Annotated in this window: 7 protein-coding genes and 2 pseudogenes; 2 read left to right on the top strand and 7 right to left on the bottom strand. The window is 59.5% G+C overall.

Features of this window, described 5'->3' with window-relative positions; translation table 11 throughout:
* Nucleotides 1-272: pseudogene (locus FHS49_RS19120) on the bottom strand (nitronate monooxygenase); the annotation flags it as partial.
* Here FHS49_RS19120 and FHS49_RS19115 point away from each other — a divergent pair.
* A pseudogene (locus FHS49_RS19115) lies at nucleotides 265-408 on the top strand (IS91 family transposase); the annotation flags it as partial. The pseudogenes FHS49_RS19120 and FHS49_RS19115 overlap by 8 nt on opposite strands.
* Nucleotides 409-576: 168 nt before the next feature.
* Here the strand turns inward: FHS49_RS19115 and FHS49_RS19110 are convergent.
* The 6 genes from FHS49_RS19110 to FHS49_RS19085 form a co-directional block, all read right to left on the bottom strand.
* A complete protein-coding gene (locus FHS49_RS19110) occupies nucleotides 577-3,099 on the bottom strand; it encodes a glycoside hydrolase family 2 TIM barrel-domain containing protein (protein WP_184022141.1) in 2,523 nt (840 codons plus the stop codon).
* A complete protein-coding gene (locus FHS49_RS19105; RefSeq protein WP_184022139.1) occupies nucleotides 3,096-3,395 on the bottom strand; it encodes a hypothetical protein in 300 nt (99 codons plus the stop codon). The genes FHS49_RS19110 and FHS49_RS19105 overlap by 4 nt, the downstream gene beginning before the upstream one ends.
* Nucleotides 3,396-3,688: 293 nt before the next feature.
* On the bottom strand, nucleotides 3,689-3,880 hold the full coding sequence (locus FHS49_RS19100; protein WP_184022136.1) for a hypothetical protein: 192 nt from the start codon (nucleotides 3,878-3,880) through the stop codon (nucleotides 3,689-3,691).
* A 12-nt stretch (nucleotides 3,881-3,892) separates the two neighbouring features.
* Entirely contained in the window at nucleotides 3,893-5,758 is a 1,866-nt protein-coding gene (locus tag FHS49_RS19095; protein ID WP_221240592.1) for a tannase/feruloyl esterase family alpha/beta hydrolase, read from the bottom strand.
* Between the two features lie 168 nt (nucleotides 5,759-5,926).
* The gene (locus tag FHS49_RS19090; RefSeq protein WP_184022134.1) at nucleotides 5,927-8,734 is read right to left on the bottom strand and encodes a TonB-dependent receptor domain-containing protein; all 2,808 of its coding nucleotides are present in this window, start codon (nucleotides 8,732-8,734) and stop codon (nucleotides 5,927-5,929) included.
* A gap of 106 nt (nucleotides 8,735-8,840) precedes the next feature.
* On the bottom strand, nucleotides 8,841-10,685 hold the full coding sequence (locus tag FHS49_RS19085) for a tannase/feruloyl esterase family alpha/beta hydrolase (protein ID WP_184022132.1): 1,845 nt from the start codon (nucleotides 10,683-10,685) through the stop codon (nucleotides 8,841-8,843).
* A gap of 83 nt (nucleotides 10,686-10,768) precedes the next feature.
* Between FHS49_RS19085 and FHS49_RS19080 the strand changes: the two genes are divergently transcribed.
* Nucleotides 10,769-11,911: a helix-turn-helix transcriptional regulator gene (locus FHS49_RS19080; protein WP_184022130.1), complete on the top strand. Its 1,143-nt coding sequence runs from the start codon at nucleotides 10,769-10,771 to the stop codon at nucleotides 11,909-11,911.
* The last annotated feature ends 174 nt before the right edge of the window (nucleotides 11,912-12,085 follow it).

Genomic DNA, 12,085 nt, shown 5'->3' with positions numbered 1-12,085 from the left:
GCACCCTTCTCCACGGCTTTGCGGGCGAACGGATCGTCGATGATATCGTGCAGCGTGATCCCGCCCCAATCGTGAACCGCCGCGTTCAGATCTTCCCGCGCGCCAAGCGAGGTGATGATGATCGGCACCTTCCATTTCTCGCACACGGCCAGATTCTGATCGATGCGACCATTGGACCGGTGAACGATCTGGTTGACCGCGAAGGGCGCTGAAAGAGACTGGGGATTGTCCCACCCCCACAGGTGCCGCCAGACGGCTGAGCCAATGCGCACCTCATTTGAGGTCGCCGATATCTTCCGTTCTGCAGGGTCCGCCTATCGAACCACCTATGCGGGACATCTGAGCCTCACCCAGCTCAAGGTGATGACCGCGATCGAGAACTGCCGCACCGCTGCATTGGGCGGTCACTCTCGCATATTCGCAGCGATTCTCTGTCTGGGCGGCGCGTGCTGTGAGGCGGAGGTAGAGTAACATTCACGCGTATCTCGACCTCGTCCCTGTAACGAGCGGAGACGAGCACAGTCAGCCCATCTTTCGGCAAGATTTGGATCCGCTCCAGAATGGGCACGGGATCCTCTAACGAACTTGGATAACGACACTTGTTGAGGATAGCCCTCTCCCGCTTACTGTGACTCGAGCTTGGCCGACCGTTCCAAGGCCTCTCAGGATCGCGAGCGCGCGACCCTGGAAGCTGTGCGACCGCGGGCTCTGAAAGCTTGCCGGCCAGCGTGGATTGGCGCTGCCGAAAGCGGCGAGCGTCACCGGGCCGTCAGCTGCGATCTCGAGCGGAAGGAACGCATCCGGAATCACGTGACCTGCGGAATCGACAATCTCGATAGTTAGGAAGGCCAAGCCGCTCCTTCCCGAAGCAATCGACGTCCGGTCGGGTCGGATCCGCAGTCCAGCCGGCGCTCCCCGCGTCATCAACGCCTTTCGGCCGATCTCCTTGCCGCCGCGCGAGGAAACCGCCACCAACTCGCCCGGCGCATACGGCACGGATATCTCGGCCTTGCCCATGTCGTGAGGGCCAAGCGCCTTGGTGCCGACCGGCTTGCCGTCGAGCAGCAATTGGACACGGTCGCCCATCGTGTAGACGCGGACCGCCATCAGCTCGCCCTCCTTACCTGGCCACGTCCAGCTGGGCAGTTCGTCCGAATATGCGGCCCAGCCGACATATTCTTGCATGCCCTTGGGCACGGGCCGCTGCACAGTGATCTCGACAGGACTCAGACCCCAGATCACGTCGCGGGCCAGCGATTGCGGCCTTTGTTCGCCGATCAGGTCGATGTCGCCGGCGGCATTGACGATCCAAGGCCAGTCCGGGCGATTGGTGACCCCGGACTGCCCGGGTTTGACTAGGCTCGGCGAGCCCCAGCCCGCTTCACCTAAATGGTCCATGCCCGTCCAGACGAAATCTCCGATCACATAGGGAAGGTCGTCGATTAGCGTCCAGACCGGGTACATCTCACCCGGACGGCTTTCGGTGCCGATCATGACGCGGCCAGGATAGCGCGCATGATCGGGAACGAACTCCGGCCAACGGTAATTATAGCCGGCGATATCGAGATACATGAACGCCGGTTGGTCGGGCTCGCCGTCGAGTCCTGCGACTGGGCGACCGCTGAAGCCATCGACCGCGGCGGTGATCGGCCGGGTGGGATCGAGCCGATTGACCTCACGGGCGAGCATCCAAGCTGTTCGGTTCCCTTCCGGCGTGAGCTTTTCCTTGATCTCGTTGCCGATGCTCCACATGATCACGCTAGGGTGATTGCGGTCGCGCAGCACCATCGCGCCGAGATCGCGCTGCCAGTTATCCTTGAAATGCTTATGATAGTCGTCGGGCGTCTTGGCGACATTCCAGACATCGAAGGCTTCATCCATGACAAGCATGCCCTCGCGGTCGCAGGCATCGAGGAAGGCAGCGGAAGGCGGATTATGGGCCGTGCGAATTGCATTAAAGCCTCGCGCCTTCAGCAGCTTGACGCGGCGCTCCTCCGCGTCAGGGAAAGCCGCTGCGCCAAGCAGGCCGTTGTCATGATGCACGCATGCGCCGCGCAGCTTGTAAGGCCGACCGTTGATGCGCAGTCCGCGGCGCGCGTCGATCTCGACATTGCGGATGCCGAAGTCAGTCATCACCCGGTCGAACACCATCTCGCCCGAACGTAGCTCAACCTCGAGTCGGTAGAGCGCCGGCGTGTCGGGAGACCAAAGCCTGGGATTAGCGATCACTAGCGACACGAGGCCTTCGGAAGCCGCCTCAACTCGGCGTTCGGCGACGACCCGACCGGCGGAGTCCATGATGCGCAGGCCGAGGATGACATCGGGGCGTAGCCCCTCGACCCGTGTCGCGATGTCGACCTGTGCAGCGCGTGCTGCAACCTTTGGCGTGGTGATGCCGATGCCCCAGCGCGGAAATCGAACGGGGCCGGTCACCGCCAACTTGACTTGACGGTAGATTCCCGAGCCAGAATACCAGCGGCTGTTGTGGCCTATATTGCGCACGCGCACCGCCAACACATTTTCACCGCCCGCGTTCAGGTGCGGGGTCAAGTCGAACGAAAATGCGTTGTAGCCATCGGGATGGTTACCCAGGTGATGTCCGTTGATCCAAACGTCGCTGTCCATGTAGATGCCGTCGAACAGCACTTCCACGCGACCGTCGACCGCCATCTCGGGCAAGGCGAAGCGCTTGCGATACCAGCCGGTGCCGCCAACCGTAAAACCGGTAGCGAGCCCGCCATCGCTGGCGGCCCGATCGAACGGGCCAACGCGCTCGGGGATCGACGCGCCACGCCAAAGGGCACCATCTCCGGTACTCGACGAAGAGGGCAGGTCCTCGATCGACCAGTCGTGGGGCAGATCGACTTCGCGCCAGGACTGGTCGGCGAAGCTCGCCGTCTCGAAACCCTGTCCGTCACCGCGATGGAACCGCCAGCCATCATCGAACGGCCGATCACGAACAGCATTTGGGCTTGCGCTGGGATGGCCGGTCTGAGCGCCAGCAGGCACCGACCACAGCGCCACAAGCCCGGCCGCCAGCCGTAGAGTGTCGCGCCGCGCGAGGTCGAATGCGCTTGTGGGCTCTTCAACCTTGCTCATCGGACCGGCCAGTCGCCGCGAGGAATCTTGGCGAGCGCGGCATTGAGCTTGGCGATTGCCTCGGGCGTCGTCGCTCCCGGCAGCATATCACGGAACTGCGGGACGATGTAGAAGCCGAAGATCGACGCCAGCACGGCATTCCCCAACGCTGGATTGATGCTTTCCAGCGCCGCCTTCGAAGCAGGATTCGACTGCAGCTCGCTCAGCGTAGCCGTTTCTGCCGACAGTTGGAAAGCCAATGGCCGTGGCGGCTGATATTCGTTCATCGCCGCAACGCGGGCGGGCTTCTGAGCCATGGCTGGGCTTGCGAGGGCGATGGTGGCCACGCCAACCATTTGCAAAGTTCCTAATTTCATACACGCCTCTCCAGATCAAGATTCTCTGCCGATGGACCTGGTTTAACGCGCAAACAGTTTGAGGTCGATGCTTTCACCCGGTTTTAGCCGACCCGAGGTCGACGAGCGTCGAAGGAGAATATGGCGCAACGGTCGGTTGGTCGGGGTCGGCAAAACCTTTCACGTATGGCGTGCTTCGAGCACGCGATGATGTTCTGAAGACGATCCGCGAACTCCCATGCAGGCCTGCGGCGTCAATGCCGCACCCCGAGGTCGGACAGATGGCAGCACTTGATCAAGCGCTCTATTATCTCCGCAAATCGCTTGCGTTCTGCGGGGCGTCCAATGATGTAATACTGCTTCCGCTGTCGTTGTGGCATGTCGAGGACCTGCTCTTCGCGCGCGGCATCGACATCTGTCCGGAAGGACGATGGGGTCTTGCTCATCCTCCCCGGCCATCAGCCGGTGTCAGTTCCGTCTGTCCCTTTGACAGGCCCCTCGCAGGCGAAGCTGTTTGCCACGCGCGGGTCACCTCCCTCATAGGTAATTCTCTGGGGGAGCGGGCAGATCGGATGCGTCGCCGCTGATGGCCCCGGCGTCGGGGAGGATATCTCGACGCGTCCAGGCGCGAGACCTTTCTCAACCCAGTTGCGTAGCAGATCGAACATCTGGCTCGTGACCGCAGGAGGATTGGCATCCGGATTGGCGGTGCCTTGGGGCGCACCGTGACCGCCGCCTGGGACAAGATACATGCGATAGAAGCTGTTTACATTGGCAACGCCGCCCATCTTTTCAACTACTCGATCGTAATAATTCAGCGTTCCTTGAACCGGAATCGCCTCATCGGCAGTTCCGTGCCAGCCCAGGAACTTGCCGCCAAGCGCCTTGAACGCGCTGAGATCGGGATCGTCGGTATTGATGTAGGAAAACACAGGATCAAGGGCGTTGCCGCGCGCCATGGCGTTCGCGAACTCCTTATAGCTGAGGTCATTCCACAAATCCTGTCCATTGCCCGACGCGTTAGTGAACTGTGGATTGGCGATTGCCGGGTTTTGCAATTCCAGCGCCACGTGATCCAGATAAAGGCTCCCAGGCCCCGACGAAGCGGGAATGGAACGCCCACGCATCAAATTGCGGATATACCAGCTACCAGTGAGCAGGGTGCCGCGCGGCACGCCGAACCAGATTTGCTTGGGCCCGAGCTTAGCGTCGAAGCCGTTGTCCAGCGCCGGATCAGGCACCGATCCATCGCGCGTGGGGCCGTACCAGACCTTATTGAAGGCATTCGCTTCGACGGTGGTGACGCAGGCGGGCGTGGCGTTACGCCCGCCGTCGCTCGTGCAGAGCACGTCCCGATCCTTGGTCGGATCATAGCGGCAGGCCGCATCGTCGATGACGTAGCCCAGGTGCGCTCCGCCTACGGTGTCGCAGGATCGTATCGCAGCGTTGGATACTAGCTCTTCCTGCGCTTCGGTCAGTGGCTTGCCGCCCAGGTCATTATACGCAACGATGTGCTTGTAGATCATTGCCGTGAAAAACGGGGACCAGTTTATGGCCGGGTAGAGGCCAACGATGCCGTTGTAATCCTGCGGATAAGCCTGTGCGAGCTTGTGGGCCTGACGTCCGCCCTGCGAACCACCTTCGAAATAGGCATATTTTTGCGGACGCCCATAGAATGCCAGCGCCAGCGCCTTGGTTTTTAGGGCCTGTTGATGCAGCGAACGGACCGCGAAGTCTTCCCACAAGCGCCGATTGGGGGTGCCGTCGGGCAGCATGGCAAACGATCCGGTGCCGATGACATGGCCGGTATCCATCATCGAGGTCACCGCGTGCCCGGTGTCCGCCTTGTCGATCACATAAGACCAGTTGATCGTGGTCGGGGACGAACCGTCACCGCCGACCCAGCCCCCTCCGCCTTGGTTGTGGATGATTTCGTTCCACAAAGGCTTGCTCGGCAGCCAGATCTCCATGCCGATGCCTCTGGAGGTGGAAGGCGCGTCGGCAGGACCCGGATTTCCTGGCCCGATCAACAGCTTTACCAGGCATAGATCGGTTTTGGCGTTCGTCGGTTGTGCGCTTGGCAGCACCATCCCGGTGTTGCCGACTTGGCCATCGGACAGGGTCAACAGATCTCCCCGGCGAAACTGCTTCACGAAAGTGACCGTAGTAAGATTATCGGGTTTGAAGTCGCGCTTGAGACTTTCGTCGCAGCTCAGCAGCGCCTTTGCTGGCGCAGCAATTGCCGCAGTCGGCATTGCCAAGATTGCCCCTGCAAAAACCGCTAACTTTAGCCGTCCCATGGCCGTTATCACATTCCATTTCATCGATTATCACCTCTCAAACTTGCATATCTGCCGGAGCGCCAGGGCCGTTCTTAGCGAACGCGCAGCCGGGCGATCCCACTCCCCGATCGCCCGTGCTGAATTTCGCGGCCGATACGCGACGCTGTCAGTCACGCGCATCGTACACAAAGCCAGTCCTCTGTGTTTTCTTTAGAACTTCTTATTGATTCCGAATTGGATGAGCCGGCCGAGCGTGGAGCCGTTGATATAGCCGTTCGATTGCGGAACAATCATTTGTTGCCGATATTCTGGCGGATCCTGGTCGAACGCGTTGTTCACGTTGAGCGTGAACGACAGGTTCTCGAAGGTACCTTTGCTTGGTACATCGTATTTTAAGAACACATCGAAGACATTGAACGATGAGACGTGCGTCTGCGGCACCCCGACCCCGACGGCGGGATCGAGATCGTAGCCTTGCGTGTGGTTCCAAGTGACCTGGGCGCGCAGTCCCTGGACCTGAGCACCAAGGCTCGCCCTGAACTTGAAACGGCTAAAATTAGCCGCAAGCTGATCCCGGAAAGCGCTCGCCGAGGTCGCTTGCAAGTCGCGCTTCAATTCGTAATTGCCGTTGAATGCGAGGTCGATCGAGCCAAACCCGGTCGGCTTCACGTAGTTGACCGAAAAGTCGAGACCGCTCACCTTGGTCCGGGCAAGGTTTTGCTTACGCGCGTCGATAATCACGTAGCAGCCACTGAGAGGCTGTCCGACAGGATTTCCCCCGCAACTGGTGCCGCTTAGGACGTTTGTCTGGGCGAGGATATCAGCAAGCTGATCAGGCGTCGGATTGAAGATAACTGCGGGGGTCCCGATGAAGTTAGAGTAGAAATCCGGATTTGTGAAGTTCGGGATGGAAATAACGCCTTGATAATCGATGTTCCACCAGGTGGTGCTCAAATGCAGGTCGGGAATGAACACGGGATCGAAATCGACACCAAGGCTCCAGGTGGTAGCCTTTTGCGACTGGATCCCTGGCTTGCTTCCCAACACGACGAGTTGCCCCCGTCCGCCCGGGGCGGGGACTGGCGATCCGTTGACGACCGTTCCGATCAGCCCACCTGACGGCAGCAGGAACGGGTAGTTGACGAAATTGGCGCTCGTGGCCGCCGTGCGATCATCGTCGGCCAGGCTGGGCGCAACGAACGATTTGCCCCAAGCGCCGCGAATGCGCACGGAATCGGCAGGTTTCCAGGTAACCCCGAACTTGGGATTGAAGGTATCGCCGAAGTCGCTGTATTTGTCATAGCGGCCAGCTGCCGAGATCGTCAGCTCACGGAACAATGTGGTCGCATTGTCTGTGCCGAAGATTGGAACGACAAGTTCACCGAAGGCGGATTTGACATTGCGCGTGAGCTCGAGATCGGTCGCCGGACCATAGGCGCTCAGAATCGTGTTTCCGTTGACGTCTTCGAGACCGGCGTATCCGCTGCCGAAGGTTCCGACCCGTGAACTCCCGCCGGAAGGAGAGCTGCGCCGGATGAAGGCATCCGAGAGATATTCGGTCCCGAGCGCGAGTTTCACTCCTCCGCCAGGCAGCGCGAACAGTTCTCCATCAATAACGGCGCGCGCGTTGAACTGCCGCTGGCGCGTCATATAGCGTTCCTCATAGTCTTGGACCGCGGCCAGTACCGCGGGGTTGCTCGCGGAAAGGTTGTAAGGATTGATAAGCCCCAGCGAAATAGCTCGATCTAGCCCGGCCGTATCATACTTGAGCCCACTGAAATCGGCCTCGCTTTCCCCATAGCTGGTAAGAACGCGGAGTTGCCAACCGCCACCCAGTTGGGCCTTGATGCCTGGGGACACGCCCCATGTCGAAAGTGTGTTGGTATGCCGTTGTTCGTTGGGAAGGCTGTAATAGACCGTGTTGGTCGCCAGCGGGTTTGGCGAAGAGAAGAATGGGCTTTGCAGAAAACCGAAGGAAGCAAGGAAAGCCGGGCCGAATCTGGTCGTGTTGCCAGAAAAACCTTGGGACGATTCCAACCTGCGGTTTGTGTAGAAAGCCTTCACGTCGAAAGTAAGATTGTCCGTCAGGTCTTGTGTGAGGCCCGCCAGAACAGAATGGCGCTGCTGCTTGGGATAGAAAGTCACGTTGTCAGACGGATCGCACTGGTTGACAGGGCCGGTCCCGATCGTCCCGTCAGGATTCAACGGAGATGTCTGCATGGGGCTGCCGGGAATGACGGTGCCCGTTGTCACATTGCCGCGCACGCAGGTGAGGCTCGTCGCGGCCACCCCATCGACAGTCGTCAGCGGGAAGAACACGTAATCGCGGTCCCGGCCAAAGATCGCATCATTCTTTGCGTAGTTGTACGCGACATAGACCGACCCGCCGTTCCAGGTATGGCCCGCCGTTGCGTTCACATCCCACGTGAAATAATCATCGGCGAAGCCGAAGTGCCCGCCGATCTCCAGGCCGTCGTAAGATTTTTTGGTGATGAAGTTGATGACGCCTGCGACCGCGTCCGAGCCATAAATCGCCGAGCCCCCGTCGGGTACGATTTCAATGCGTTCGATCGCACCCGGTGGCACGATGTCCGCATCCGGACTCGTTACGGAAATGCCTGCACCGACAACCCGGTGGCCGTCGACGAGTACGAGCGTCGGCGAGGAACCCGAGGTGGAGAAGCCCGGCAGGTTTCGCAGGTTTGGGCGATTGGTCGTTGTTGTGGAGAACCCGCCGACCGGGCTCTGCAAGCCGTTGAACGTACCGAGTTGCGGGATCGTCTGTAGAAGCTGAGCTGTGCTCGTAGCCCCGCTTTCCTGAACCGCCTTGTCGGTCACGCCGATAACATTGGTACCTGGGGGAGCAATACCGCGGACGAGGGTCCCGGTTACAACGATCTCATCACCGGAAGATTGTTGCTCAGCCGGTTCGGAATTCAACGATTCCTGCTGAGCAAGTGCCGGCGTAGAAATCACAAGCAGGCTCACCCCAACGAAAAATCTTGCGGTCGATTTCATAAATATGTCCCCCCTTAAATGATGTTTTTGTTCTGCTATGCGATTTTTTGCCGACTAGAGCCGATATTGAAGTTCTGCCCTTTGGCGGCGAAGGTGCTACGAACGGTCACGGCCCTTGCACCGCGCAGCGGAAACTCGCAGCCACGTTCGGTTCGCCGCTCACGTAGACCGCGGTCTGTGGGTAAGGGCATATTGGCTGATTGCGTCGAACAGGTCGGTCGGTCGGAGATTGTATATCCAGGCGGCTCGGGGCCAAGCCCTGCTCGACCCAGGCGACCAGCGCTGCATAGAAATTATCAGGGTTCACGACCGGCGGATTGGCAGCGGGATTCGAAGTGCCGTTGGGCGTTGCGTGCCCGACTCCTGGGATGATGTAGAGACGGTAGAACTTCTGGACCTGCGCCAGTCCTCCCATTCTCTGGGTGACTCTGTCGTAATACTGCATCGTGCCTTGAACGGGGATCGCTTCGTCATGCACGCCGTGCCATGTTAGCAGCTTTCCCCCTCGAGCAGCGAAAGCCGAAAGATCAGGATTGTTGCTATCGATGTTTCCGAGATTCTTCTGAAGCGCCACACTTCGATCGACCACCGCGGCGAGTTCAGCGTAGGACAACATCTTCCACCCGTTCTGGCCGTTCCCAGTCGCATTCTCGAAATTGTCCCAAGCTATCTTTGGATTTTGCAGGATCAAGGCAACCATGTCGGTTGCGTGGGTGAACGGGCCGCCAGGATTGGTAAGGCCCGCACTGGTATTGAACATTCGCGAGAACGTCGCATTGTACAGCGACGTTCCGCGCGGCAGGCCAAACCAGCGGCGGACGCCGCCAAGCCCGCGCTTCCAGCCGTTGTCGACCGCCGGGTCCGGCACAGAGCCGTCGCTTGTCATTCCATACCAAATCTTGTTGAACGCCCGCGCCTCGGCGCGCGTCACGCAATCCCGTGTGATGTTTGTGCCGCCATCCGTCTGGCAAAGGACGCTTGTGTCCTTCGTCGGATCATAGCGGCAGGCCCGCATATCGACGATATAGCCAAGATGTGTGCCGCCGACGACATCGCACGCCCTTATTGCAGCGTTTGACACGAGATCCTGCTTGGCTTCCGAGGGAACACCGCCCCCCAGATCGTGCTGAAAAACAAGCTGCGGATAAAGGTCACCCGCCATAAAGCTGGACCAGTTGATGGCCGGCATGTTGCCGATGATGCCGTCGAAATCATCCGGATGGTTCTGAGCCAGGTTGAGCGCTTGGCGGCCGCCGTTGGATGATCCCTCGAAATATGAGAACTTGGCACGCCGGCCATAATAAAGAGCGGCCAACGCCTTGGTTTTGATGGCAGTTTGGTGCGTACTTCGCGACGCGAAATCGAACCACAGCGTTTTGTTGAGGCTACCGTCGGGAAGCATCCCGAAATCGCCCCCGCCTTTGCCCTGTCCTGGAACCGCACCCCGGCGAGGATGGCCGCCGTCCGACGTCGCCGAAACGGCGCCCTCCCGATCTGCGACGACCGCTGCTCTCGGCTCGCCAATCGCGCGCGGCGATCCATGGGGGCCGCCATCGAACCCTCCCCCGCCCAGAATGTGCACGCGATTGTTCCAGCGTTCCGCCGGGGGCAGCCAAACCTCGATGCCGATGCCTGGCGACGTCGATGGTGCCCCGGCTGGCCCCGGATTGCCCGGCCCGACGTTCAACTTGACGAGGCAAAGATCGCTTTGCGCTTTGGGTGTGAAAGGTGTCGCCGGTTCCGATAGAACGATCGCCTCGCCCTGCTTGAATGCCTTGACCAGGACCACCGTGGTTTGCGTATCGGGCTGGAACGCCGTCTTGAGAGAGTCATTGCATGATAGGGTTGCAGCATGGGCCGCCGGCCCCATCATGGCGACTAGGGTGCAAGTCGTGGCGACTATCAAGTTGAAATCGCGGACTCGATGTAAATGCCGGACGGCGTTTGTCATTCCCTCATCCCATTTGTCTGTGGTATCTCGCGCACCACGTTCATCGGTTTAGACACCGGACGGCAAAGGAAAGAAATTCCCATTTGGTGAAGGTGCAAAAAGGGAGGAGCGGCCTGCAGTCCACTTACGCTGAGTTGACCGACGCGCTGCTGGTCGGCGTCTACGAGACGCCGCTTTGGTCGACGTTTCTGGACCGGCTACGCGCAGTGACGCGTGCAGACCACGCTATTCTAATGTTCCAGCCGCCTAATCGTCCCATTCAAGAGGTCGTGATTCTCTTGGCCGGGGTGGGTAGTGTGTCGAGTTTCAAGCAAAGCTATCTCGGGCATTTCTCAAGCTCAGAGCCAATTGCCGGCTCGTCAATGGTGGAGAACAAGGCCGTACCCTTAGAGCGGATGCTCAGCATGGACAGCTTTGAGGATGCCGCCCGTCGGCGCCAATTCGCCGATCAATACGGCGTGAAAGCGGGGCGGCAAATGCTTGTCCGTGAGCCGAGTGGAATCGGTGCGACGTTGAGCATCGCGCGTCACGAAGCAATCGATTTCACCGCTCAGGACGAGCTTTTGCTCGAATCTCTCGCGCCCATACTCCGGGGAGTATTGAGGTTGTATATTTCCAGCGAAAGAGCAAATTTTGCTGCATCTGTTGCCGAAGAAGCCACACGGCGTTTGCGTTTCGGCTGGATCGCGCTCGATGCCGACGGGCATATCCTCGACAATGACGATCAAGCTGGCCGGGTCCTATCCTCATCGAAAGTGTTAAGCCGGGGCAGCACGGGCAGACTCACCGCGCAAAGCAGCGACATTGCCGATCAAATCGCGCGTGCGCTCAAGGCATTCGCAGAGGATCCGAGTAGCCGCCCCCGCGCATTGCCGCTGTCGCGCGAGCCGTGGCTAGATATGCTGTTGACCCCGGCATGGCGCACCACGATCGCCATGCACCGACCGGCGACCGCAATCGCCTATATCCATGGTGATAGCTGGCATTCGAGTGATCGGTGCCAACTTCTTGGTGAACTATTCGGTTTGCTTCCGCGAGAAGCAAAGCTGGCTTTCGCCCTGAGTCGAGGCATGACATTGACCGAAGCCGCTGAACATTTTGGTTGGACCACATCAACGGCACGAACCTATTCCAAATCGATATACGCGAAAACCGGAGCGCGCGGACTGCCCGACTTGGTACGCCTTGTCATGCGTAGTGTTCTGGCCATCGATATCGATACATAGTTCTGCAGTGAATGCTCCAAATCCTCATGCAGCGGCTTGCCCGATGAGTCCGAGGCCTCCTTATGAATAATCGTGAAATGACCGGCGGATCGAAGGCATAGCGATCGCAGCTATTTGCGCGAAATACCTTTCCCACATTTTTCGCGCGCATCTCCAAACGGGGATGCCGGCGGT

This window comes from Sphingobium boeckii, from assembly GCF_014199215.1.
GTDB classification, from domain to species: Bacteria; Pseudomonadota; Alphaproteobacteria; order Sphingomonadales; family Sphingomonadaceae; genus Sphingobium_A; species Sphingobium_A boeckii.
Note: the sequence above shows the minus strand (reverse complement) of the source record. Positions and strands in the feature narration are given on the sequence as shown.